This is a genomic window from Marinoscillum sp. (assembly GCF_965229915.1).
GTDB lineage: Bacteria > Bacteroidota > Bacteroidia > Cytophagales > Cyclobacteriaceae > Marinoscillum.
Genome location: NZ_CBDDJZ010000001.1, coordinates 2,939,367 through 2,963,678 on the forward strand (window position 1 = coordinate 2,939,367; position 24,312 = coordinate 2,963,678).

At 43.5% G+C, this 24,312-nt stretch carries 29 protein-coding genes; 15 read left to right on the forward strand and 14 right to left on the reverse strand.

Going from position 1 to position 24,312, the window contains the following annotated elements; all coding sequences use genetic code 11:
- The first annotated feature begins 7 nt into the window (after positions 1–7).
- The 9 genes from ACO067_RS12630 (at position 8) to ACO067_RS12670 (ending at position 8,220) form a co-directional block, all read left to right on the forward strand.
- Complete coding sequence (locus ACO067_RS12630; RefSeq protein WP_421874682.1) at positions 8–1,315, forward strand: hypothetical protein; 1,308 nt, start codon at positions 8–10, stop codon at positions 1,313–1,315.
- A complete protein-coding gene (lptC, locus tag ACO067_RS12635) occupies positions 1,293–1,889 on the forward strand; it encodes an LPS export ABC transporter periplasmic protein LptC (RefSeq protein WP_421874684.1) in 597 nt (198 codons plus the stop codon). The genes ACO067_RS12630 and lptC overlap by 23 nt, the downstream gene beginning before the upstream one ends.
- Positions 1,890–2,071: 182 nt before the next feature.
- Positions 2,072–3,358 (forward strand): hemolysin family protein, encoded by a 1,287-nt coding sequence (locus ACO067_RS12640; protein ID WP_421874686.1) that lies wholly within the window; start codon positions 2,072–2,074, stop codon positions 3,356–3,358.
- 81 nt (positions 3,359–3,439) lie between these two features.
- Entirely contained in the window at positions 3,440–5,590 is a 2,151-nt protein-coding gene (locus ACO067_RS12645; RefSeq protein ID WP_421874688.1) for a peptidylprolyl isomerase, read from the forward strand.
- Positions 5,591–5,655: 65 nt separating this feature from the next.
- Entirely contained in the window at positions 5,656–5,916 is a 261-nt protein-coding gene (locus ACO067_RS12650) for a DUF493 family protein (RefSeq protein WP_421874690.1), read from the forward strand.
- A 12-nt stretch (positions 5,917–5,928) separates the two neighbouring features.
- Positions 5,929–6,162: a 4a-hydroxytetrahydrobiopterin dehydratase gene (locus tag ACO067_RS12655; protein WP_421874692.1), complete on the forward strand. Its 234-nt coding sequence runs from the start codon at positions 5,929–5,931 to the stop codon at positions 6,160–6,162.
- A 3-nt stretch (positions 6,163–6,165) separates the two neighbouring features.
- A complete protein-coding gene (rsmI, locus tag ACO067_RS12660; RefSeq protein ID WP_421874694.1) occupies positions 6,166–6,849 on the forward strand; it encodes a 16S rRNA (cytidine(1402)-2'-O)-methyltransferase in 684 nt (227 codons plus the stop codon).
- Positions 6,842–7,633, forward strand: coding sequence for an inositol monophosphatase family protein (locus tag ACO067_RS12665; protein WP_421874696.1), 792 nt, complete (start codon positions 6,842–6,844; stop codon positions 7,631–7,633). The genes rsmI and ACO067_RS12665 overlap by 8 nt, the downstream gene beginning before the upstream one ends.
- 44 nt (positions 7,634–7,677) lie before the next feature.
- Complete coding sequence (locus ACO067_RS12670) at positions 7,678–8,220, forward strand: hypothetical protein (protein ID WP_421874698.1); 543 nt, start codon at positions 7,678–7,680, stop codon at positions 8,218–8,220.
- On the opposite strand, the gene ACO067_RS12675 is transcribed toward ACO067_RS12670, so the two are convergent.
- Entirely contained in the window at positions 8,217–9,239 is a 1,023-nt protein-coding gene (locus ACO067_RS12675; RefSeq protein ID WP_421874700.1) for an SPASM domain-containing protein, read from the reverse strand. The two genes, ACO067_RS12670 and ACO067_RS12675, sit on opposite strands and share 4 nt — an antisense overlap.
- A 29-nt stretch (positions 9,240–9,268) precedes the next feature.
- On the opposite strand from ACO067_RS12675, the gene ACO067_RS12680 reads away from it, so the two are divergent.
- On the forward strand, positions 9,269–10,486 hold the full coding sequence (locus ACO067_RS12680) for a DUF4105 domain-containing protein (protein ID WP_421874702.1): 1,218 nt from the start codon (positions 9,269–9,271) through the stop codon (positions 10,484–10,486).
- Here ACO067_RS12680 and ACO067_RS12685 read toward each other — a convergent pair.
- Genes ACO067_RS12685 through ACO067_RS12720 form a run of 8 tightly spaced genes read right to left on the reverse strand, consistent with a single transcriptional unit; the run spans position 10,476 to position 15,394 of the window.
- Positions 10,476–11,096, reverse strand: a complete 621-nt coding sequence (locus tag ACO067_RS12685; protein ID WP_421874704.1) for a LysE family translocator — start codon at positions 11,094–11,096, stop codon at positions 10,476–10,478. The genes ACO067_RS12680 and ACO067_RS12685 overlap by 11 nt on opposite strands.
- Positions 11,093–12,130 carry a hypothetical protein gene (locus ACO067_RS12690; protein WP_421874705.1) on the reverse strand — a complete coding sequence of 346 codons (1,038 nt, stop codon included), beginning with the start codon at positions 12,128–12,130 and terminating at the stop codon, positions 11,093–11,095. The genes ACO067_RS12685 and ACO067_RS12690 overlap by 4 nt, the downstream gene beginning before the upstream one ends.
- The gene (locus tag ACO067_RS12695) at positions 12,130–12,639 is read right to left on the reverse strand and encodes a DinB family protein (RefSeq protein WP_421874706.1); all 510 of its coding nucleotides are present in this window, start codon (positions 12,637–12,639) and stop codon (positions 12,130–12,132) included. Before ACO067_RS12695 ends, ACO067_RS12690 begins: the two co-directional genes overlap by 1 nt.
- Before the next feature lie 15 nt (positions 12,640–12,654).
- Positions 12,655–13,086: a YHS domain-containing (seleno)protein gene (locus ACO067_RS12700; protein WP_421874707.1), complete on the reverse strand. Its 432-nt coding sequence runs from the start codon at positions 13,084–13,086 to the stop codon at positions 12,655–12,657.
- Positions 13,087–13,140: 54 nt separating this feature from the next.
- A complete protein-coding gene (locus ACO067_RS12705) occupies positions 13,141–13,620 on the reverse strand; it encodes a regulatory protein RecX (RefSeq protein ID WP_421874708.1) in 480 nt (159 codons plus the stop codon).
- A complete protein-coding gene (locus ACO067_RS12710) occupies positions 13,617–14,093 on the reverse strand; it encodes a YcxB family protein (RefSeq protein ID WP_421874709.1) in 477 nt (158 codons plus the stop codon). Before ACO067_RS12710 ends, ACO067_RS12705 begins: the two co-directional genes overlap by 4 nt.
- A 3-nt stretch (positions 14,094–14,096) precedes the next feature.
- On the reverse strand, positions 14,097–14,957 hold the full coding sequence (nadC, locus tag ACO067_RS12715) for a carboxylating nicotinate-nucleotide diphosphorylase (RefSeq protein WP_421874710.1): 861 nt from the start codon (positions 14,955–14,957) through the stop codon (positions 14,097–14,099).
- Between the two features lie 50 nt (positions 14,958–15,007).
- Positions 15,008–15,394: a DUF4783 domain-containing protein gene (locus ACO067_RS12720; protein ID WP_421874711.1), complete on the reverse strand. Its 387-nt coding sequence runs from the start codon at positions 15,392–15,394 to the stop codon at positions 15,008–15,010.
- A gap of 163 nt (positions 15,395–15,557) precedes the next feature.
- Between ACO067_RS12720 and gpmI the strand changes: the two genes are divergently transcribed.
- Genes gpmI through ACO067_RS12735 form a run of 3 tightly spaced genes read left to right on the forward strand, consistent with a single transcriptional unit; the run spans position 15,558 to position 19,385 of the window.
- Entirely contained in the window at positions 15,558–17,066 is a 1,509-nt protein-coding gene (gpmI, locus tag ACO067_RS12725; RefSeq protein ID WP_421874712.1) for a 2,3-bisphosphoglycerate-independent phosphoglycerate mutase, read from the forward strand.
- Position 17,067: 1 nt separating this feature from the next.
- Positions 17,068–17,619 (forward strand): hypothetical protein, encoded by a 552-nt coding sequence (locus tag ACO067_RS12730; protein WP_421874714.1) that lies wholly within the window; start codon positions 17,068–17,070, stop codon positions 17,617–17,619.
- On the forward strand, positions 17,616–19,385 hold the full coding sequence (locus ACO067_RS12735; RefSeq protein WP_421874715.1) for an ABC transporter ATP-binding protein: 1,770 nt from the start codon (positions 17,616–17,618) through the stop codon (positions 19,383–19,385). The genes ACO067_RS12730 and ACO067_RS12735 overlap by 4 nt, the downstream gene beginning before the upstream one ends.
- Positions 19,386–19,395: 10 nt before the next feature.
- On the opposite strand, the gene corA is transcribed toward ACO067_RS12735, so the two are convergent.
- Both corA and ACO067_RS12745 read right to left on the reverse strand, forming a co-directional pair.
- Positions 19,396–20,523: a magnesium/cobalt transporter CorA gene (gene corA / locus ACO067_RS12740; RefSeq protein WP_421874716.1), complete on the reverse strand. Its 1,128-nt coding sequence runs from the start codon at positions 20,521–20,523 to the stop codon at positions 19,396–19,398.
- Positions 20,520–20,741 (reverse strand): hypothetical protein, encoded by a 222-nt coding sequence (locus tag ACO067_RS12745; protein WP_421874718.1) that lies wholly within the window; start codon positions 20,739–20,741, stop codon positions 20,520–20,522. Before ACO067_RS12745 ends, corA begins: the two co-directional genes overlap by 4 nt.
- 182 nt (positions 20,742–20,923) lie before the next feature.
- Between ACO067_RS12745 and ACO067_RS12750 the strand changes: the two genes are divergently transcribed.
- A complete protein-coding gene (locus tag ACO067_RS12750; RefSeq protein ID WP_421874719.1) occupies positions 20,924–21,934 on the forward strand; it encodes a TerC/Alx family metal homeostasis membrane protein in 1,011 nt (336 codons plus the stop codon).
- Positions 21,935–21,937: 3 nt separating this feature from the next.
- On the opposite strand, the gene purE is transcribed toward ACO067_RS12750, so the two are convergent.
- The gene (gene purE / locus ACO067_RS12755) at positions 21,938–22,465 is read right to left on the reverse strand and encodes a 5-(carboxyamino)imidazole ribonucleotide mutase (RefSeq protein WP_421874720.1); all 528 of its coding nucleotides are present in this window, start codon (positions 22,463–22,465) and stop codon (positions 21,938–21,940) included.
- Positions 22,462–23,601: a 5-(carboxyamino)imidazole ribonucleotide synthase gene (locus ACO067_RS12760; protein ID WP_421874721.1), complete on the reverse strand. Its 1,140-nt coding sequence runs from the start codon at positions 23,599–23,601 to the stop codon at positions 22,462–22,464. The genes purE and ACO067_RS12760 overlap by 4 nt, the downstream gene beginning before the upstream one ends.
- A 135-nt stretch (positions 23,602–23,736) precedes the next feature.
- On the opposite strand from ACO067_RS12760, the gene ACO067_RS12765 reads away from it, so the two are divergent.
- Positions 23,737–23,889 carry a hypothetical protein gene (locus ACO067_RS12765; protein WP_421874722.1) on the forward strand — a complete coding sequence of 51 codons (153 nt, stop codon included), beginning with the start codon at positions 23,737–23,739 and terminating at the stop codon, positions 23,887–23,889.
- Here the strand turns inward: ACO067_RS12765 and ACO067_RS12770 are convergent, their stop codons facing one another.
- Positions 23,890–24,288 carry a hypothetical protein gene (locus ACO067_RS12770; protein WP_421874723.1) on the reverse strand — a complete coding sequence of 133 codons (399 nt, stop codon included), beginning with the start codon at positions 24,286–24,288 and terminating at the stop codon, positions 23,890–23,892.
- Positions 24,289–24,312: the final 24 nt, after the last annotated feature.

A 24,312-nucleotide genomic window follows, 5' to 3' on the forward strand; every position in this document is an offset into this window, starting at 1 on the left:
TAAGCTTATGAATTCGATTACTAAGCACCTTTTAAGTCTTGTGTTTGTGGTCTCAGTTGCGGTGATAGCTACTGCGCAGCCTGGTTGGAACTGGGGAGATTCTGTAGATAAGGCTAAGGAGAAGAATGCACTTTACGCAGATTTTGTAAAAGCAGAGAACTGGAAAGCGGCCATAGGGCCACACTCCTGGTTGTTGAAAAACACGCCAGACCTCAATGCTTCCATTTACATCAATGGTGCGAAAATTTATGAAGGGTTAGCAGATAACACGCCGGATAAACAGCAAACACTGGAGTATCAAGCTAAGGCACTGGAGATGTACGATCTGAGGATCAAATACTTCGATAATGAAGCAGAGGTGATGAATAGAAAGGCGAACACTGCTTATAAATATTATAAGGATGATCAGCCGAAGTATCCTGAACTCTATAAAATCTTTAATAGAGCTTTTGAATTAAACGGAGCAGATTTCTTCTCTTCTAATCTTGTGTCTTACATGGACGTGATAAGACGTTATAAGTTAACGGGAGGTGAAATTTCCGACGAAGAAGTGTTTGAAAAATATACTCAGATAACTGATGTAATTGCAGAGCAAAAGGCTAGTGGTGGCAACGCGGACCGTCTGGATAAAATTTCCGAATACGTGGACAAGCTATTGACTGCTACGGTAGATGTAGATTGTGACTTTATCGTGGAGAAGCTTGGACCTAAGTTCAGAGAAACAAAAGATCCTAAGCTGGCAAGAAAAATCTTCGCTTTGATGATTCAGCAAAAATGTACCGACAATCCGCTGGCAATGGAAACTGCTGAGTTAGTGATTGTTGAAGCTCCTGACTATGGTATTGCCAAGTTTATTGCACAGAAAGCAGCAGCTGATGGTGACAAAGCTAAGGCACAGAAATATTTTGAGCAGGCGGTAGAGTTAACAGACGATAATTCTAAAAAATCGGAAGTCTATCTTTCATTGGCAAGAACTCAGTCAGCTGCAAGTAAATCACAAGCTAGAGCAAGTGCCAGAAGAGCACTAGCCTTTGATCCTTCTAATAAGGAGGCCTATGTCTTCATCGGCGACTTGTACATGAATAGCTTTGAAGAATGCAAAGCTGGTGAAAGTAGAGTAACGGATAGAGGCGTATTCCTGGCAGCATACGAAATGTATCAAAAAGGTGGTGACTCTGAGCGGATGGCTTCTGCAAAAGCACAGTTTCCGTCCATCGAGGAGATCTTCAATGAGAACATGGAAGAAGGACAAAGTCTGACTGTGGGCTGCTGGATCAACGAAACAGTGAAACTTGAAAGAAGACCTGCTAATTAATAAGGTAAGAACATACATTCAAACGGTCATGACGATGGTTCATGACCGTTTTTTTGTTTGGGCTGTAGTGATATTAAGCCTGGGCTGGGTTTCCTGTGAGGATCGCAAAGAAATCATGAACGATGAGTTGTACGATGGACCGTTGCTGGAAATGGACAGTATCCATACCAAAATGAGTGATTCGGCAAGAATAAAACTGATCCTTAAGGCTCCAAAGCAGCGAAACTATGAGTCAGGTGATAGAGAGTGGCCAAATGGTCTGTACCTGGAATACCTCGACGATGAGGGAACTATTGTTTCTACGTTCAAAGCTGACTTTGTTTATTATAACTCTAAAGACAACTTGTATAAGTCCGAGGGCAACGTGGTAGTGACCAATACTGAAACTGGCGATGAACTAAATACCGAAGAGCTCTATTGGAGCCCTGAAGACGAAGAGTTTTTTACAGAGCGCTTTGTAACCATCCAATCTGGAGACGAAATCCATAAAGGAGAAGGCTTAAGAGCTGATCAGGATTTCTCGTCTTATCGAATACTGAAGCCTCAGGGAACCATCTTCATTGAGGACTTATGAAATTGCTGGATTACATCCTTTTTTCACTAGCGGTTGCTTTTTTTGTTATTGGCATCTACGAGGTAATGGTTCTTGGTATGGGTGAAGCCTACGGAATCTTCATGGTATCCCTTGGGCTACTTTTTGTATTTTGGTATCGAAAAGGTCAAAGAGAGCGTAATAAATAGTATTTTTAGTCACCAATGGAAGACCCCTCCCTCTACATCGGCATTTTAATTTGCCTACTATTCTCTGCATTTTTCTCAGGTATTGAGATAGCCTTCATCTCTGCGGATAAGCTGCACATCGAAGTAATGAGCAAAAAGGGGACCTTCACGGGGAAGATCCTCTCTGAGTTTGTGACGAAAAAATCGCATTTCCTGGCTACGATGTTGGTAGGAAACAATCTAAGTATTGTGCTTTATGGTATCCTGATGGCCAAATTGCTGGAGCCTTGGCTTTATGATGTCCTGCCACCTACTCTTTCCACCGATGTGGTGATTTTGGTGTCCCAGTCTTTGCTGTCTACCATCATTGTATTAATTACTGCGGAGTTTTTACCCAAGAGTCTTTTTATGCTCAACCCGGATACCATGCTCACAGTGTTTGCATTACCGATGGCAGCCATCTACTTCATTCTGTTTCCTGTGGTATGGCTGATCACCGGAGTTTCGAGATTCATCATTACCAAAGGCCTGAGGTTCGATTACTCGGAAGATAAACCTGTATATGGACTCACTGACCTTAACAACTACATCAAAAAGAATATCCTAAACATCGAACAGGAGGAAGAGCCAGAAATCGACGCTAAGATCTTCAACAATGCCATTGAATTCAAAACTATTAGGGTGCGTGAGTGCATGATTCCGCGGACTGAGATTGTGGCCGTGGATGTGAATGATGACATAGAGGAGTTGAAGGAGGAGTTTATTGAAAGTGGGCATTCGAAAATTTTGGTTTATAAAGAATCCATAGATGAGGTGATTGGTTATTGCCATTCTCTAGAGCTGTTCAAAAAACCAGAAAAAATCAAAGACATCCTTACTTCAATCTTGATTGTGCCTGAAACCATGCTGGCCAATGAGCTGCTAATCCAATTCATCACGGAGCGGAAAAGCATAGCGCTCGTGGTAGATGAATATGGCGGTACCTCAGGGATAGTCACTATGGAAGACGTCATAGAAGAGATTTTTGGGGAGATCCGTGACGAACACGATGATGAATACCTGGAAGAGGAGCAGATAGATGATCACAACTACATCTTGAGTGCGCGACACGAAGTGGACTACCTTAATGATAAGTATAATTGGGAGCTTCCTGTTGGCGAATACGATACGTTGGGAGGACTGATACTGGCATTTCATGAAGACATTCCATCGGTCAATGAGGCCATTCTGATACCGCCATTTCACTTCACCATTTTCACCATGGAGGAGAATCGAATCGATAAGGTGAAGCTTACCATTCTGGACAAGGAAGAAGCCTTGTAAATCAAAGGTTTAGAATCATTTTTTAATTAGTGCACATGTGGTTATTTTTGCCGTCTTCAAAAAAACTACGCATAAGAAAATATGGCGCTGATAAACACATTAAGGAAGAGAATGGGCAAGATAGTGGTGGCTTTCGTCGCATTCTCAATGTTTGCATTCATTCTAACGAATCTTTTCCAATCCAATTCATTCCTATTCGGTGGAAACGATCGAAATATTGCTGAAATAGCGGGAAAGGACATTTCTTATGAAGAGTTCCAGGCTAAAGTAGACGAGCTTTCTTACGTATTTGCTGTTAACAATGGTAGAGAGCCTCAGGCCAATGAGCAAAAAACCATTCGAGAGCAAGCATGGAATGCCTTGATTCTGGACAATGCATATTACCCACAATTCGCAGCGCTTGGTATCCAAGTGACAGAAACCGAGCAGGTAGACATGGTACAGGGAAACAATATAGATCCACAGATCAAGCAATTTTTCACAGATCCTAACACCGGACAGTTTGCCAGATCCAACGTAACCCAGTTCCTTTCATCGCTTGGCTCTGCTCCGGCTACACAGAGAGCGTCATGGTTGACTTTCGAGCAAAGTCTGATTCAGAGCAGACTGACCAAGAAATACAGCAACCTAATGGACCTCACCAGCTATGTGACTACTGCTGAGGCCAAAGGAAAATATGTAGCTCAGAATAGCAACATGTCAGTGGACTACTTCTACGTGCCGTTCTTCAGCGTAAGCGATAGCATGTTTAGCGTTTCTGATTCAGAGCTGCAATCATACCTTTCGGATCATAGTGAGGAATACCAAAGAGAAGAATCTAGAAGCATCAGCTATGTTTCCTTCCCGATAGAGCCTTCTGCAGATGATAGTGCTTTCGTGAAAGAAGAGATCATGTCATTGGCTCAAGGTTTGGCAGACGCAGAGAATGATTCTGTTTTCGCAATGAGAAACTCTGATGGTGCCAATTATTACCGATCTATCAGCGACCCAAGTTTAGTGCCGGTGAGCCTGGTAGGCGCAGAGATAGGAACAGTAAGTGAGCCAGTACTCTCTGCAGGGAAATATACCATTCAAAAGTTATCTGATATTTCAGAAGGAGATGAGGCTTTCGTGAAAGCAAGACATATCCTGATCGAATCAGATGGCACATCAGAGTCAGCGAAAGCTGAAGCTCGATCAAAAGCAAATGACATCCTTAGACAGCTGAAAAGAGGAGCTGATTTCAATGAGCTCGCAGCGGCAAATAGTGCCGACCAGTCAAACGCTAACAACGGTGGTGACCTTGGGTGGTTTGGTGAAAATGGAAGTTTTGTGCAGGCATTTAAAGACGCTGTATTTGCTCACCGAGGTACTGGTCTTTTAGCGGAGCCAGTGGAGACCACTTTCGGATTCCACATTATCAGAATCGACGAGCCTAAGACATACACTACATACAAAGTAGCTGTGATCGAAAAAGAATTGTTTGAGAGTGACGCTACACTCAATGAGATCTATAGACAAGCAGACCTTCTTGCTGCCAACAGTGACGATACGGAATCATTCACTAGCAACGCACAAGAGGCTGGATTGAAGGTGAGAAACGCTACCAGCCTGGCGAAAAATGACTCCAGAGTTGGTACGATCACGGATGCTAGAGCGGTTACACTTTGGCTATATAATGAGGGAGATGTAGATAAGGTATCTGATGTATTCGAACTAGAAAACAGCTATGTGGTGGCCGTGATGACCGGACGTCAAATGGAAGGAACTGCGAAACTTAGCCAGGTGAGAAACGAGATTGAAAGCAAAGTACTTAACGAGAAGAAAACAAAATACATCAAGGATAAATTGGCAGGAATTAGCGCTGATAACTTCGATGCAATGAAAGAAGCATACGGTTCTGAAGCAAGAACTGGTTCTGCAGATCTTACATTGAGCAGCAACTCGTTCCCTAATGTTGGGTTTGCTCCTGAGGCGGTGGGTGTAGCTTTTTCTTTGGAGGAAGGTGAGAAAACTGCTCCTTTTGAAATTACAAATGGTGTCCTAGTGCTTTCTGCTACTACCAAGAGTTTGGCTGCAGATCAGGAGAACTATGAATCCTACAAAGCAACTGTGGCTAGTGAGAGAAGATCCAGACAAGCTGTTATTGCAAACTTCCCACTGAGTTTTACTCCTCTATTTGTACCACAGTCACTTGACAATGCCGTCAAGGAATTTGCAGAGATCGAAGACAAACGCTACAAATTCTTCTAAATAAGAAATACGAATAACAATTTAGAAGCCAGTGAATTTCACTGGCTTTTTTTTACTTTCAGATTATGAGTTGGGATATCGAGTCATTTCGTCAAAAGCTTGAAGATCAGCATACGTTTCCTGGAACCTACATTTTCAAGTTCATTGTGCCTCATGAGAAGCGTGATGATGTGGTAGAAATTTTGCCTTTTGCGGATATCAAATACCGCGAAAGCTCCAATGGGAAGTACATTAGTGTGACCGCATCTGCGGAAATGAAAACAAGTCAGGGGGTGTTGGACGTTTACATAGAAGCAAACAAGATAGAAGGTTGTATTGCACTATAAAAGAACAACATTATGTGGAAAGAAGAAGACAATAAGCTGAAGAAGACATTTGAATTCAATAATTTCATCGAAGCGTTTGGCTTCATGAGTTCAGTGGCAATCATCGCTGAAAAGATGAATCACCACCCCAACTGGAGCAACGTGTACAATACGGTGTCCTTTGAGCTCAATACGCACGACGCTGGTGACAAGGTCACTGACAAAGACCGACAGTTAGCAGCAGCAATCGATGAACTGGTGAATTAATTTATGGAAAACAGTACGAGTCTCTATCTGGTACCCACGCCTATTGGCAATCTGGCTGATATGACATACCGTGCTGTAGACGTTTTAAATACCGTAGATAAAATATTGGCGGAAGATACCCGCACGTCTGGAGTGTTGCTGAAGCACTACGGGATCACCACTCCAACAGAAAGCTTTCATGCCTTCAATGAGCACAAACGAACCGATGCAATCATTGAGCGGCTGAAGAATGGAGAAACGCTGGCGTTGATCACTGATGCCGGTACACCTGGAATTTCTGACCCAGGATTTTTATTAGCCAGAGCTGCTGCCGAGGCAGACCTAAAGGTAGAGTGCTTGCCGGGTGCTACGGCTTTTGTGCCGGCATTGGTGAAGTCCGGCTTGCCATCTGATAAGTTTGTCTTTGAGGGCTTTTTACCTCATAAAAAGGGGCGTCAAACCCGATTGAAACTGTTGGCTGAAGAAGAGCGAACCATCGTATTTTATGAGTCTCCTCATCGGCTACTCAAAACACTCGAGCAGTTCGTGGAGTACATGGGAGCAGCACGAAAAGTTTCTGTTTCCAGGGAGCTCACCAAGAAATTTGAAGAGACGGTAACAGGCTCGTTGCCAGAGGTGATTGATCATTTCAACAATCATACGGTAAAAGGAGAGTTTGTCATTATCTTAGAAGGGAGAAATGATTGACCTTCAAAAAATCACATTATCTACGGCCACATTAGCTCGGGTGGCAGGTGAATTCATCAGAGAAGAATCAAAAAAATTTTCTGTAGATCAGGTAGAGCTCAAGGGAAAGAGTGATCTGGTATCCTATGTGGATAAGGAAACCGAAAAAAAGCTGGTGGAAGGACTGAAGAATATCCTTCCTGAAGCAGGTTTTATTACAGAGGAAAACACGATCTCACAAGATCAAAAGGCGTACACCTGGGTAATTGATCCACTAGATGGTACAACCAACTTCGTCCATGGTTTGCCTACCTACGCGGTAAGTGTTGGGCTGATGGCAGGTGACGTGGTAGTAGCCGGAGTGGTCTACGAGGTGAATCGCGATGAATGCTTTTATGCCTGGAAAGGTGGAGGGTCGTTTCTAAATGATGAGCCCATCAAAGTGACTCCAGCGTCTACTATCGATGAAAGTCTTTTTGCCACAGGATTCCCAGTGCATAACTTCGAAAAGCTGCATGACTACCTGGCCATCCTCAATGAACTGATGAAAGATGCACACGGCCTGCGACGCGTAGGAAGTGCTGCAACGGACATGGCGTATGTGGCCTGTGGTCGATACGAAGCTTTTTTTGAGTACAACCTCAACCCATGGGATGTAGCTGCTGGAGTGATCATCGTGCAGGAAGCTGGTGGTACCATCACCGATTTCAAAGGCCAAAATGACTTTCTATTTGGAAAGGAAATGGTCGCTGCAGGGCCTGTTCATGCGGAACTACTAAAGGTGATTAAGAAGCATTGGTTTTGATTACCCATATTTCAAAATTTCTAATTGCTTCAAATCTTATCTTATTGTCCTTTGTAGTTCACGGACAGTATTTGAAATCCCCTTCTGATATCATACTTTCTAAGACATCACTAAGAAAGACACTTTTTGAGGCTAATTTTCAGAGAATCTTTGTATTTAATGAGATATCTTTTTGGTTTAAAAGCCGTGAATATTATGTGATTAAACAGCGAGATAAGGATATTGAGTCCTTTAAGGTGAGTATTAAGAAAAGAAAGAATTTTAGGCTGGGTAGAACTAAATCACAGAGAATAAACATAGATACAAAGAAAGTACTGCGAGTTATTGATTACATGGATTCAGTAGGTTTTTGGAGTTTTAGTGGTGATTCCTTGAATTTAGACTCTAAGGCTAATCCTAATGGTGGGATGCTCACCATCTCAGTTTTTGATGGGTCAAGCTATGAGTTTGAGATGATAAATGATTCGGCAAGAGTATTAATTTCAGTTACCAATCCAGAACCGCGACAAAGATTTGTACCTACACAGCAACGAGCTATTTTCATTAACTGTAAGAATGATCTTTTTGACCTGTTCAAGAAGAATTAAATCCACACCTTCGTTCCCTCTGTACAGTTTTTGCACATGTCTATCTGATCTCGGGATTGGAGTAGTGTTCCCCTGAAATTCTGGTAAGCTTCCGAGTGCCAGATATCTGAAAATGAGTTCTCTGATGTGTTGCCGAGCACATGGTGTGCGTCTTTGTCAAAGCAGCAAGGAACCACCCGACCATCCCAGGTCATTACGCAGGAGTGCCACATCTTCCAGCATTCGTTGTTCATGGCGTTTTTAATCGCAAAGCGGCCATCATCCAGCTGTTCATATCGGGCATACTTTTCAATCGTTGGAATCAGGTCATTCCCAAACTCATAGTCGTAAATCTGTGCTGTTTTAAACCCAAGTTGATCTACACCGTATTCTTTAGCCATTTCCCTGATGGTGGGAATCTCGTGCTCATTTGGCCGCACGACGAGGAACTGCCAAACGATGTGTGGGTTTTTCTTCCCAAGCGCTTTTTTGACCTTGACCAAGTTTTTAGTGCCTTCGAGTACTTTGTCCAGTTTACCAGTCTTGCGATAAGACTCGTAAGTTTCCTGAGTAGCGCCATCAATGGAAATGATTAGCCGGTCCAGACCAGACTCCACCGTTTTAATGGCCGTTTCTTCATCGAGAAAGTGGGCATTAGTAGAAGTAGCTGTGTAGATGCCACGGTCACTGGCGTACCGGATCATCTCATGCAGTTGTTTATGGAGATAGGGCTCTCCCTGAAAGTAAAAAATCAAATAGGAGAGCGTATCTCCAATCTCATCTATTAGATTGTAAAAGAGCGTTGGGTCCAGATTTCCGGTAGGTCGGGTGAAAGATCGAAGACCGCTAGGACACTCCGGGCAGCGGAGGTTGCAGGCAGTGGTTGGCTCCACGGAAATACTGACTGGCAAACCTGTAATCTCCGGAACGCCTGTTTTCCGCGCTTTCTGAAACGAGCTGTATACCTTCCATGCGTTATTTAGCCGTTTAAGGGTTAGCTTTGAAGCCAATCGGACACTATCGTTCAGATTGATATACATAGGATAAACTTATAAATCATTACCCGGACATGAACTGGAAAACACTCCTTTTTTCGATTTTTCTTCTCAGTGGAACGGTGCTGTTGGCACAAGACGTCAAGTTGTCGGATCAGGCAGAGATTTATGTGATGACTCTGGGACCATATCAGGGAGAGTTGTATTCTGCTTTCGGACACAGCGCTATTCATCTGAAAGATCCTGTTCGGAAAATTGATTGGGTCTATAACTATGGGGTGTTTGATTTCGATCAGGAAAATTTCTATTGGAATTTTGCTCGGGGTAAGATGCTATATAAACTCGGCATGTCGCGGTATGCTAATTTCAGAAGAGCCTACGAAAAAGACAATCGGTACATCATTGAGCAGCGACTGAATCTGACACAGGCAGAAAAACAGCAACTAGTGGATTTTCTGGCTGAAAACTATAAACCCGAAAACAGGGAGTACTACTACAATTATGTGTATGACAACTGTGCAACGAAGATCCGGGATGTGATCGTTGATAACTTTCCCGGGAGAATTCAGTTCGATACCAGCTATGTAGAGGAAGGCAAAACTATCCGAGATCTAATGGATGATTATCTACAGTATCAGCCATGGGGAGATTGGATCATTGATATCGGTTTGGGTATGCAGATAGATAAGGAAGCCACAGCGACAGAATACATGTTCCTACCGGATTATATCGCTCGTGGTTTCGAAGGGGCCACATTGTCCAGAGATTCGGTATCTGTTCCGTTAATAGCCGAAACCATTCAGGTATATGAGCCGACTCCAGAGGATTTATCCAATGGTGTTTTTACCCCTTTCAATGTGTTTGTGTTCCTGTTTTTTGTGGTTGGTTTTATCACCAATCGAGATTTCAAAAAAGAGAAACGTACCAAATGGATTGATCCAATTGTTTTTACACTTACTGGAGTGATCGGCTGGTGGTTGGTATTCCTTTGGGCCGGAACTGAGCATCTGTCCAAAGAGAACATGAATGTGCTCTGGGCGATACCGGTGTTTATACCTTTCGCTTACATGCTTAATGTGAAAAAGTTACAGAAATTCCTGAGCGGATTTTTCTTAATCGTGAGTGCATGGTACCTCTTGCTACTCTTACTGTGGACAGCATTGCCTCAGCCGCTACACGAAGCACTTGTTCCATTGGTGCTCACTATGGTACTGCGCGGGTTTTATATTTATTTTGATTTAAAAAAGCAGTTAGAGAAACGAGCAAAGGCAGACACTTTGCCTAAAAATTAGCCCATTGATATAAGTTGTAAATCCCAAGACCAATAAAGACGATTCCCGGCACTTTGTGAACAAGAAACTGATTACTGGCAATGCTCGTAAATTTCTGACCCAGGCTATTCACAGTCAGTAGAAGGCAAAACGTTCCTGTAGAGATTCCCACCAAATACAACCAATAATGGCTTGCTTCCAGGTCGACCCATTCGTTGGCTTGTAAGTAGGCAGTCACTGCCAGCCAGAAAGGAATTGTTAGCGGATTCAATACTCCAAGTATTACACCTCGTTTGAAGCCATTCCTGCCTTTCATTTCACTGGCTCTGGTAATCAGCTTGTTGGTGTCGGTGGTGCTGAACATGTTGATCACACCAATCACTATCATGGCTATGGCTGTGATGATGGTGAAGTTTTCTGTAAATGCAGGATGCTTGCTCAGGTAGATTTGAAATCTCACGGTGATACCTGCATAGATAAACTCAGTGAGTGAAGCCGCAAGTGCAAAAAAGAAGGCAGGACGCTTCAACCCCTGCACAGACAGCTGCATGCTGGTGATATTGATAGTGCCAGGAGGAATGGATCCCAGATAACTTACCACAAAAGCCACGATCAGAACCTGTAAACTCATTTTTTCTGAGCGATTTTGTTGTACGCTTTAATCGCTCGCATTTTAGTGATTCCTTGTTTCAATGTCCAGTATTTCACACCTCTTTTGTGATTGGCGCGACTCACTTTGGCCAATAGTTTCAGGTGCTGCAAAATGGCTTGATAGCCTTTCCATAGCGGGTAGCCCGGTTGATAAATGTGGCCTGGTTCCGCTCCAGCTCCGTTTAGTTCTAAAATCTTGAAACTCTCGAGTCGTTCCAGCTTCTCAAAACTTTTACATCGCAGGTCAAACCGCCCAAAATAGAAACCATTTATTTCATTCGCTAACTGATTGAAGGCTTCATTGAGCGGTGGAGTGACCTGGCCAGTTTGATTGAGGAAAGTGGTGCCGCGACAGTGATTGCCGATGGGTTCCACTATCACTTTTTGACCTTCATTTGGTACCTGATCTAGAAGCTCCTGAAACCGAGGATGATCAATGTCCAGCTGAAGCATGGCTCTTTCACTTCTACGAAGCAGCTTTTCAACTGAATTTTGCCCATCTCCGATAACATGTAAAAAATCCTTTTGGACGATGGAAGTGATTTTTCCCTTTGACTCACCAGGTATTTTCACAAAAAAGACACCCAACTCAATGGAATAATCAATCAGCTCCTGCATTAAGAAAGGAACAGGGCATTTGGCCAGATATTTTTCTAGTTCGCTTTCACTGCCAATGACTTCCACCAGATTTCCACGCTCACCAATATCGGGTTTGCAAATGAGCGGGTAGTTCAGCTTTTCACCTACCGATAGTGCTGTAGGCAAGTCTCCAGGCTCCACAAGACTGTATTCAGGAATGAACCGATTCGGTATCAGTTTGAAGATCTCGTCTTTGCTTTCACCGAGCATTCCACCAAAATCGATGGATGGATTGGCTGCTGTGAAAAAGAAAAAAGATCTACACCGGATTGCGAGCCACGTAAAGTAAAAGTAGACAGGGAAGTAAAGCACGCCAAAGGGCCAGTATTCCCAATGAGTTAATTTATGCCAAAACCTACTAAAGCCTGAGGTCATCAGGCATTTTGAGATTTTTGATAACGAACCGTGGAGCTGGCCACCCCAAAGTGATCGGGCAGATTGATGCCAGGGAAACATGACTTGACGCCCACTTTGATCAGCGCCATGTGGTGAATGGCATGCTCAATATTGTACGCCAACTCGCGCAAATAGCTGGATGGAATACTGGTGGTCTCATCCTTGTCTATTTCATAGTTGGCTTCCATCACGAGTGCAAAATCGTCACACTCCTGAGCAAAAAAGTCCTTGGCCGTATCAATGATGTCAGAGGCCAGTTTTGGGTCTTTTTCGATGAAGGGGTCGTGCTTTCTCTGGTCATAGTTGATGGCACGGTCGTTTTCAGCATCCATTAGACAGATGAAAAACTCCAGGGTATGTCGTACATGTTGGCCAACGCTGCTATTGCTTAGAGTTGGTACGGGTTTAGAAAAACTTTCTGCTGAGAATTGATCCACTACATCTTGTAATTGATCCAATAAGTTGATTGCAGATTGATTGATTGACATAAACTCTCTTAGCCGCTAGTGTTGATACTTGGTTTGCCAGTTGATTAGTGATTTTTTGATCAACTCAGACTCATTTTCTTTCCAGGGCTTCAGTGTATTGTTTCCAAGCCGATTATAAAATAAAAAAAGCTTACCATCAGTGATGGTGTAGGTTTCAGGGTCAATGGAGACTTTGTCGCCAGACTCGGCCATTGCATATGCACACCATCCACCATATGCTGGGGCATATTTTTCTGGTTTTTCTTTGAATTTATTCAGGTTGACCTGGTTGCTAAAATAGAACCTGCCACCCTGGTAGGTGGTCACAAACTGTTCATTGCCGTTTTTGGGCGTACCGTCAAAGTAGCTAACTACGTCATAGCCTTCGGCTACCACTCCTTTTTTGTTGGTATTCCAGTCCGTGTCTTGCACGAATAGAATTGCCAGGATACAGATTAATTTTAGCATAGTTGTAAGGATTTAAGGACTTAATTTATAAAATATCTGACTAAAGCGATTCATTTAATGTTGGCTGTCAGACAATCGGTTCACAATTTCTATACAGAAGTCCATTTCAAATCCCTTACGTAATAAATAAGCAGTGGTTTTTTGTTTGCGCTTCCAAGGGTCCGTTTCAGTGCGCAGTGATTCGTACTTTTTTTTACCAAGACCTTGGAGGATTTCCCAGTAGTGATCAGGATCAATGCTGTTTAAACCCTCCTGAATGAGATCCTCACCAACTTTCAGTCGACTGAGTTCCATGCGAATACGTTGCTTCCCCCACTTGTTGAACTCAAACTTGTCATGGCAGTAAGCACGAGCAAATCGCTCTTCATTGACATAGTTTTCCTGAACCAGCTCAGTGAGTATTTGATGTGCCACGTTTTCCTCTAGCTCCCATCCCAGGAGTTTTTCCATCACTTGAGAGGGCGCTCGTTCTCGTAAGGAGCAGTATTTGGCGGCTTTAGCCTTAGCTTGCTTGACTAACCGCTCTGTACTCATTCTTTGAGATAGCCTTTTCGTTTAAGGACAGTCTCTATGAAACGAATTTCATTGTCGTTGTTGAAGATTTTGAAAGGGAAGTAAAGCAACTGGGCTTTACTAGCAAATAACACAAAGTGATCTTTGCCTTTCTTAGCTCGTTTGATTTGATCCCACTTCATCGGCATTCCCTGCTTAGGGTTGAGTTTCAGCAATATCTGTTGGCTGGAAATCTCATAGCTCATTTTTTGAAACATGAACTTGCCCTGTTCCAACTGAGTCACTCCAGCAAACTGGATCAACCAAAACAATATGTACAGCGCCAAGGCAATGGTGGCACCGATGACCCACCACCAATTTGGGATCCACAGGTATCCTGCACAGATGGCCAGGTAGATAAGCCCCACCCACCACTGCTGTTTTAGCACAGAGCCAAGGGCCGTTTTGATGTAGGTATTGGTTGGGAGTTGATACTTTTTAGTTCTTACAATCATCTTCTATCTAATCGCTTTTAAGCTAATGTCTAAACTTTTATAGGAATGTGTGAGCGCTCCTACCGAAATAAAATCTACTCCGGTTTCGGCTATCTCACTGATGTTTTTTTCATTGATACCGCCGCTAGCTTCAGTTTCCATACGGCCGCCTATCATGCGGATGGCTTCTCGAATATCAGATGGCAACATGTTGTCAAGGAGTACTCGATCTACATGTCCCGTATCTATTACTTCCTGTAGCTCTCTAAGGTTCCGTACTTCCACTTCAATTTTCAGATCGAGCTGGTTACTTTTCAGATAATCAACTGTGGATAGGATAGCATTTCGCACGCCACCTGCATAGTCCACATGATTGTCTTTGAGCATCACCATATCAAACAGACCAAATCGATGATTGACACCACCACCAATTGCTACGGCCCATTTTTCAGGAAGTCGGAAATTCGGAGTGGTTTTTCGTGTATCTAGTAGCCGAGAGCGCGACCCTTTGATCAGCTGGGTCATTCGGCGCGTGTAAGTGGCTATGGCACTCATCCGCTGCAGACAGTTTAGTGCCAGACGTTCAGCACTCAATATAGCCTGGGCATTACCCTTCACGATGAACCCTATATCCCCGTTGGTCACATAGTCTCCATCTTTCTTAAAAAACTCAATCTCAATCTTCTTGTCAACGTAATGAAAGATCCGTTCTGCCAGAGTAAGACCAGCAATGATGCCTTCATCTTTGATGAGTAACTGCGCCTCACTCACCTGATCAGCAGGAATGCTGCCCAGCGAACTATGATCGCCATCACCAATATCTTCTGATAGTGCGGTCTTGATGAAATAGCGAATGTTTTGCTCTGTGAGGTACGGTCCCGTCATAAGACCGCAAAATTAGGAAAGAAACCCATTTTACGGCTCATTTAAACCGTTTATTCTTTGCTGAAGTTGATCGTGTCGATTTTGAACTCCTCTTTCACCTTTTTGATGACCATCACCACACGAAATTTACCGCCATCCACACTGTAGGTACCTATGGTGTATTTCAGTCCTTCAGGAGAGGCTCCCTGATGAATGTATTGAAATCCTTTTGGAGGATTTTTGAGAAAGAAATCTTTCAGAATGACCTCTGCCTGTGCCACGCTGTAATTGGACGTTTTGCCATCCATCTTAATTTCCATGTTGGCATTACAGTATTTGATCAGCTCTTTGGAACTGCCCGCTTTCATGGCCGTGCTGATGTTGGCCAGTATTTGGTCTTGCTGTATGTTGAATAAGCCTAAAGTGATGGCAACCCAAATGAGTGATGCATTGATCATGAGATAAAGTTATCGAAAATTATGCCACAATTGAATTATTGTTCCGCTTTAACCCAAATTCACGCCAAGTGCTTGAATTGGCCAATCAAATAATCTGTAGCAAAAAGCCGGATAACCCGGTTTTCTTGTAAATGCCTTGAGTCATGGATGTTATATTTGCCCTATGAATAAGAAAGTAATTTTGATGATCCTTGACGGCTGGGGAATTGCCCAGGACACTTCCGTCTCAGCAATAGATAAAGCCAATACTCCATTTGTAGATAGCCTTTATGGCAAATACGCTCATAGTAAGCTGGAAGCCTCCGGACTTGCGGTGGGTTTGCCGGAAGGCCAAATGGGGAACTCAGAAGTAGGCCACATGAATATAGGTGCGGGTAGAATCGTCTACCAGGATCTGGTAAAAATCAACAACGCCGCGGAAGATGGATCTCTGGCGAAGGAACAAGAACTAGTGGCGGCATTTGACTATGCTAAAACTAACGGCAAGAAAGTACATTTCATTGGATTAGTTTCTGATGGTGGAGTGCACTCACATATCAAGCATTTGAAAGGGCTGTTGTCTGCGGCTAAAGCAAATGATTGTGAGAATGTTTTTGTACATGCGTTCACCGATGGGCGTGATTGTGATCCTAAAAGTGGTAAGGGTTTCTTAAAAGAACTTCAGGAGCATATGGACCAGACGACAGGCACTATAGCCTCCATCACTGGAAGGTACTACGCCATGGATCGTGATAAGCGATGGGAGCGAGTAAAGCTGGCCTATGATGCCATGGTGAATGCTCAGGGAGAAGTAGAATCAGATGACCTACAGGCCGCTATTCAGGCTTCCTATGATGCGGATGTCACTGACGAATTCATCAAACCAATTATTCATACCAAGGGAGCAAAGATCGAAGAAGGTGATGTGGTGATGTGCTTCAACTTCCGTACGGATAGAGGCCGTGAGATCACCCAGGTATTGACTCAGGACGATTTTCCTGATCATGGCATGAAGAAACTGGATCTATACTACCTCACCATGACCAACTATGACGATACGTTCAAAGATGTGAAGGTCGTGTTTGACAAGGACAACTTGAAAATGACCTTAGGTGAAGTGTTGGCCAATAATGGCAAAAAACAGATCCGAATTGCAGAAACTGAAAAATACCCTCACGTAACTTTCTTTTTCTCAGGTGGTCGCGAGACGGAGTTTGAAGGTGAGACCAGGCTGATGTGTCCATCACCAAAAGTGGCGACCTACGATTTGCAGCCAGAGATGAGTGCAGGAGATATTCGTGATAAAATCATTCCTGAGCTTGAGAAAGAAGAGGTTGATTTTGTGTGTCTCAACTTTGCCAACCCTGACATGGTAGGTCATACGGGTGTGTTTGAAGCAGCCGTAAAGGCCTGTGAAACAGTAGACGCTTGCGCCAAAGCTGTGGTAGAAACTGCATTGGAACATGGCTACAGTAGCATTATCATAGCCGATCATGGAAACTCTGACATCATGGTCAACCCTGACGGTTCTCCAAACACAGCGCATACCACAAACCTGGTGCCTTGCATTTTGGTAGATAATGAGTACACTGGTTCTCTCAAAGATGGAAAACTCGGAGATTTGGCCCCTACTATTTTGAAAATGATGGGAGTGCCTAAGCCAGCCGAGATGACTGGAGATGAATTGCTATAACATGAGAAAAATCCTTCTGGCGTTGATTGTTCTTGGGGCTTTGGCGAGCTGTGAAGAGAACAAGGAATCAGTCCGCCAACTTCATGCATATTTCAATCTGGATTCCCTTCTGGAGCAGCAAGTATTTGTTTTGTATGATAGGGGAGCCGAAGTACAAAAAGTGGTGAGAATGGATGGAGAAGAGGAGGTGCGAACGTTTGTGCCGGATACCTCGCAGTGGCGTGATGAGTTTGCCATTATCAAAGATTTCAATATCAATAAGCCGTATTACGTAGGTTCATTCAATGAGGTAAAAAAGGCGGGTAAAGTCATCTTTCAGCCGAATAGTGAAGATTTGGCAGTTACTCAGTTTGAGTTAACCTACTCTGAAGATGAGCTGATTCGCATTGAATCATTTCTCGACGAGGAAAAATACATTTATACCAACAAGCGAAAATTGACCATGGAGTTTGCAGAGGGTCTACTCAAATCTTATCAGATTGATGGAAGTCAGAAGATGATTTTGCAAGATGAAGTAGACTATGTGATATCCGGGTCGATCAGTGTGCAATGAGCAAAGAGCAGAAGAAGAGGATAAGCAGGGATGGGTTTAATAACCTGCTGGGCATTTTTAAGTACATGTGGCCATACAAGGCCTCATTCATCATTGGCCTCATTTTATTAATAGTTTCCAGTTCAATATTTATGGTTTTCCCATATGTTTCGGGAAAGCTTATCGATCTCGCTTCCGGTGATCAGGATTGGTTTATTGATAACATAGGCACTGCGGCTTTAGTCTTGCTTGGTGTACTCTTTTTTCAGAGTGTTGTTTCCTTTTTCAGAGTGGTTTTGTTTGCCCGAGTGACTGAAAATGCCATGGCGAGCATTCGGGTGGAGCTTTACGAAAGGCTCATGGCTTTGCCGATTACTTTTTTTGATAAGAACCGAGCTGGGGATTTGATCAGTCGCATCTCCAATGATGTGTCCATATTGCAAAACACCTTTTCCACTACACTGGCCGAGTTGATCCGACAGTTCATCATACTCATCACCGGTGTTGGGTTGATTTTTTATCTCACTCCGGCTTTGAGTGTGTTCATGTTGGCTACCTTTCCTGTAATCATTTTAGTAGCCATTTTCTTCGGCCGATTTATTCGAAAACTGTCCAAGCAAACCCAGGAAGAGTTGGCTGCTGCCAATGTGATTGTAGAAGAAACGGTTCAGAGCATTCATGCGGTGAAGTCTTACACTTCCGAGCTGTTCGAAATAGCCCGATATGGCAAATCGATGAATCAGGTGGTGAAAACTGCACTGCGAGTTGCCAATTGGCGTGGGGCATTCATCTCCTTTATTATATTCATGCTGTTTGGCGGGATAGTGGCCATCATGTGGTACGGTGCTAAGCTTGTTCAGTCTGGTGAGATGACTGTTGGTGACCTGTTGCAGTTCATTTTGTATACCACATTTATTGGGGCTTCTATTGCCGGTCTCGGAGATTTATTCGGACAAGTAGCCAGGGCAGTTGGAGCTGCTGAGCGCATCCTGGAAATACAGGATGAAACTCCTGAGTGGGAAGAGAAGGCTGCAGAGAGCACTGATTTGAAAGGAGATATTTCTTTTGAGTCCATTGAGTTTACTTACCCGACGCGTCCAGAAGTGCAGGTCTTAAATTCTATTAGTCTGAAAATCAAGAAAGGACAGAAGGCTGCTTTGGTCGGACACAGTGGAGCTGGGAAGTCTACCATTGTACAGCTTCTAATGAAGTTTTATCCTTTGGATAAAGGAAAGATTAGCATTGGTGGCAAAAGCATTGCAGATTTGGATGTACAGTCGTTGCGGTCACATATTGGTATTGTGCCGCAAGAAGTGATATTGTTTGGAGGAACCATTGAAGAAAACATCAAATATGGTAAACCGGAAGCCACTCACCAAGAAGTGGTGGAAGCAGCGAGAAAAGCCAATGCGCTTGACTTTATAGAGCAGTTTCCAGAAAGCTTTGAGACGACTGTTGGTGAGAGAGGAATCAAGCTTAGTGGTGGTCAGCGTCAGCGAATAGCCATTGCCCGAGCCGTGCTCAAGGATCCGGATATTCTAATTTTGGATGAGGCAACTAGTTCCCTTGATGCGGAATCAGAGCATCTGGTGCAGCAGGCACTTAATGAGTTAATGAAAGGCAGAACCACCATCATCATCGCACACCGATTGGCCACTATTCGTAGTGTCGATCAAATTTATGTTTTAGACCAGGGTAAAATTGTGGAGTCCGGTACCCATGAAGAATTGCTTGCTCAACAGGATGGAGCCTACAAGAGTTTTATTGAGCTGCAGCTACAGGACTAAAGATGCTTGGTTAGAGCCATTTCCTGCTTTTCATGAAAATGACCATGAAGAGCGCCACAGCTCCCAATAAAGTATAAAACCCTTTCGGATAAGCCCATTCCCAACCCAGCTCTGGCATGTGTTCGAAGTTCATTCCATAAATCCCCGCAATGAACGTGAGCGGTATGAAAATGGACGACATCACAGTCAGAACTTTCATTACCTCGTTCATCTTGTTGCTGAGTTGCGAGAGGTAGAGGTCCATCACAGAGTTGAGTATTTCTCGGTAGGTATCCAGATTCTCTACCACTTGCACGGCATGATCGTAGGAGTCTCTGACAAACATGGATGTTTGCTCACTAAAAAAGTGTGCATTTTGATCTTTGGAAAGTGAGTGTATGACATCTCTTACCGGATACATGTATCTCCTGAGCTGAATGAGATCACGCCTGATCACCTGAATATCTGCCAATTCAATTTTTTGTGGACGTCTCACCACCAAATCATCCAATCGCTCGATCTTGGACCAAACCTGATCCAGCGTTTCGTAGTAAAAGTCAATCACCACATCCATCAGCATGTATGCCAGGTAATCAGCACCACGTTTACGCGCTCTACCTTTTCCATTTCGCAATCTGTTTCTGATGTCATCAAAGACATCACCCGGTTTTTCCTGGAAACAAATCACATAATGCTTGTGAGCAATGATACTTACCTGCTCAATATCAATCTTATTGTGAGATTCGATGTGGTTGATCATCTTCATGGAGATGTAGAGATGATCTTCAAATTCTTCTACTTTCGGACGTTGGTTGGTGTCCAGAATATCCTCCATGGTAAGCGGATGCAGTCCCATGAGCTGGCCGATGGAGGAGATGGTTTCGATTTCATGCAATCCCTGGATATTGATCCACGTAACCGAGTTGGGGTGGTTGAATTGTTCTAACTCTGTGACGTCATTGATTTCTACCTCATTGATATAGTCATCTGTGTAGTCAATCACCTGGATTTTGATTTCATCACTGTAAACCTTACCAGTGTAAATGAGGCTCCCCGGAGCTAGTCCGGTTTTTGGTCGTTTGCGACTGACTGATAGGGGAACGTATTTGATGGGGTTAAGCTTGTTAAGCTTTTTGAGTTCGTTTAATGGATTGTTCATGCAAAGACCTCTTCGGTTTCGGGTTGTGTATTCTTTGGCCTATCATCTGGCAGGCAAATACCTGGCGGCAGATCGATATCAGGCGGCAAAGATACAGGCAATCCTCCCTCATCATCACCATCTGAGTCGTTGTTGCCTCGCTTTTTGTTCGTGCGCACAAAGACGAAAACGATCAGAATCGTGTAAAGTATACCACAAAGAATGACATCCCAAAGCATAGATTGACCTCAATGAAATAGTGATTTCGATAAAAGTTAATCAAAAAACGTCCATTTCATCACTTTGTTCGGTAGAAATAAACGGAATGGATGGGCTAGTTTTCTAATTCCTATATATTTACTTACTTTGTGCTTCCAAAAAATGCCAGCTTTTGGGAACGCCCTAAAATTATTCGTGACGTATGCTGTTAACCTTGTTCTCTGGTGAAAATGAAGGACTTCTGTTCGGAGTCTTTGGAGTAGTAATCATCGCCTTTCTTTTGGTTGACTTGGGTGTTTTTCACAAAGCGCACCACAAGGTCTCTCAACGCGAAGCACTTTTACAGACATTATTCTGGGTGGCAGTATCGGTGGTATACGGTATGGTCATCTATTTTTATGGTGATGGCCCACAGGCGAGTTTCGAATTTTTCTCTGCTTATGTTACAGAAAAAGCCTTATCAGTAGACAATATTTTCGTCATTCTTCTGATCCTTCGTTACTTCAACATAAAGGAAGAATACTACCACAATATCCTATTTTGGGGAATACTGGGAGCTATCGTATTTAGAGCTATCTTCATTTTTGTAGGGGCATTCTTGATTGCTCAGTTTCATTGGATTCTTTACATTTTCGGAGCATTCCTTATCTACTCTGGAATTAAAATCTTTGGTGAGGAAGAAGATCCTGAGCTCGAACCAGAGAAAAACCCATTGCTCAAATGGGCTAAGAAGATATTACCATTTACGGATAAACCGGCTGAGGGCAGGTTTTGGATTAAAGAAAATGGAAAGCGCTTGTTCACTTCTCTGTTTTTAGTGATCATTTTGATTGAATCTACCGATTTGATTTTTGCCGTAGATTCTATTCCAGCAGCTTTCGCCATATCTCAGAATGAGTTTGTCATCTATACTTCCAACATCTTTGCAGTGATGGGGCTTAGAGCCATGTTCTTCTTGCTGGCCAACGTTTTGGACAAGTTCTATTTATTGCAGAAAGGTCTCTCTATCGTCTTGATTTTCATCGGGGCTAAAATGATGCTGGAGATGGAGATTATTCAGAAAGGATTAGGCTGGGTTTTTGGGACCGATCACGTCCAGATACCTATTTTCCTATCGTTTGGAGTAATCATGTTGGTGCTAGCCGGATCAATAATCTTCTCATTGATTTTCCCGAAAAAACCGGAAATGGTAGAGGCAGAAGTAGACGCTTAAGGCCTACTTCTTAAAACCGATTTTATTTCCTCTCCACCCATTTTCTTCCATGGATTTGGCAGATTCGAGCACTTTTTCTTTGAGTGATTCTTTGTAGTCTTGTAGGTTTTTACCGATTTTTTGATCGAATGCACCAATGATTTCAGCAGCTAGTATTCCTGCATTTTTGGCTCCGTCAAGAGCGACTGTAGCCACAGGTATTCCCCCTGGCATCTGTAGGATGGATAGCACTGAATCCCATCCGTCAATCGAATTTCTTGATTTCACTGGTACGCCTATCACAGGAAGTGTAGTCAGAGATGCAACCATCCCAGGTAAGTGTGCCGCACCCCCAGCTCCAGCAATAATCACTTTGAGATCTCTGGATGCAGCTTTTTCGGCATATTCTACCATACGGTGTGGTGTCCGATGGGCAGACACTACGGTGACTTCAATAGTGACACCTAATTCCTCTAAAATATCTGCAGCTTCTGACATCACTGGAAGATCCGATTGGCTACCCATGATAATTCCGACCTGTGGCTTGCTCATGCTTTTACTTTTAATATTTCTTTTACTTTCAATGCTTTCTCTTTTAAAGATACCGTGTTTTCATCGGTGATGGTAATGTGACCCATTTTGCGGAATGGTTTGGTGAGTTTCTTGCCATACAAGTGCAAGTGCACTCCTGGTAATGCTAACAACTCTTCCAGGCCTTCATACTGTGCGTTACCTGTATAGCCATCTTCGCCGAGTACGTTGACCATGGCTGCTGGCTTGATCATTTCGGTTGATCCTAATGGTAGGTTAAGAATGGCTCTTAGGTGCTGCTCGAACTGGGAGGTGATGTTTGCCTCAATCGTTTGGTGGCCTGAGTTGTGGGTGCGTGGAGCGATCTCATTGACCAAAATCTCGTCTTCTTGTGTGAGGAACATCTCCACGGCAAGTAGCCCCACCATATCCAGTTTGGTGATGACCTCTTCTGCCAGTTGGTAGGCTTTGTCTTCGATTGCTTTGGCTACATCTGCTGGAGCAAAAAGAAACTCCACCAAATTGGCCGTGGGGTGAAAGGCCATTTCTACTAACGGAAAGCATTTGACTTCTCCCGCTTCATTTCTAGCCACAATGACACTAAGTTCTTTTTTGAAATCAATCAGTTTTTCCAGTAATGAGGGAGCATCAAAGGACTTGTCCAGGTCCACCTCTGACTTAATGATTTGAACTCCTTGTCCGTCATATCCGCCTTTTCCCAATTTGTTCACCGCTGGTAGAAAGTTTTTGTGTTGCATGACTTCCTCTTTGTTTTCGGTCAGTATAAAGTCAGCGGTTGGAATTCTGTTGGCTTTATAAAAAGTTTTCTGCTTACGCTTGTCCTGGATCATTTCGACGATGGCAGGCTGTGGAAAAACCTTTTTGCCTTGGGCCTCCAGCTCTTTCAATGCTTGTGAATTGACTGTTTCTATCTCTATGGTCAGCACATCTTTGTCTGATCCGAATGCCATGATCGTATCATAATCAGTCAGCGCTCCTTGCGTAAACGAACTGGCCATTTTGCTACACGGTGCATTAGGATCAGGATCTATCATGTGGATGTCCAGGTTGAAGTCAGTTGCAGACTGGAGCATCATTCTGCCTAGTTGGCCACCACCCAATACACCTATTTTGAGGTCAGTTATGTCTTTTTTCATGTCTTGTCAATTTTGCAGTGTTCAGATATTCTTGAACTCAGGGGACTGCCTTTAATCTGGCAAAGATGTGAAGTTTTAGATTAAATTATCTTTTAGATAAGCAAACTGATCCAAGTCTGGGGATGTTCTAATATTATGGACAAGAAAAAAGAAGCAGAAGCCAAAAAACGCCTGGAAGAGATGAAGAAGAAAGCCCGGGAAACTGAAAAGGGTCACGAGGGATCTGACCAAAAGAGCACAGAAATCCCAAGAGATGCCTTCAGAAAGAATATGGGCTGCGGTGGTTAGCTACTTAAAGTGATAGCGTATGCCCCATGAACCTCTAAATATTTGATTGTCACTAAAAACCGCGGCAAGCTCTGTTTGAAAACCAAATTGCTTGTTTTCGAGTGGGTAGATATTTACTCCTAGCGGGAGTACTATTCCTTCATCTATCTGGAGACGGCCACCTAGGCCTGCATAAACCTGATAGTCTTCTTTTTTTACAAACTGGTAGTTGATTACCAACTCAGGGGCAAAGTTATCTAGCAGGACGTTGGCGCCCATCCTAAATTCGGGCAGAAACCGCTCGCCCAGCTGGTAATTAACCCCGGCAAAGGACAAGTTTGATTGGTGGTAAGAAACGCCTAATTGTCCGTAGCAGTAAACTGACGCTACGAAGAGAAGAGTGGTAAGGAGTGCTTTCATGAGTGCTTTTTCGGTTGCTTAGCA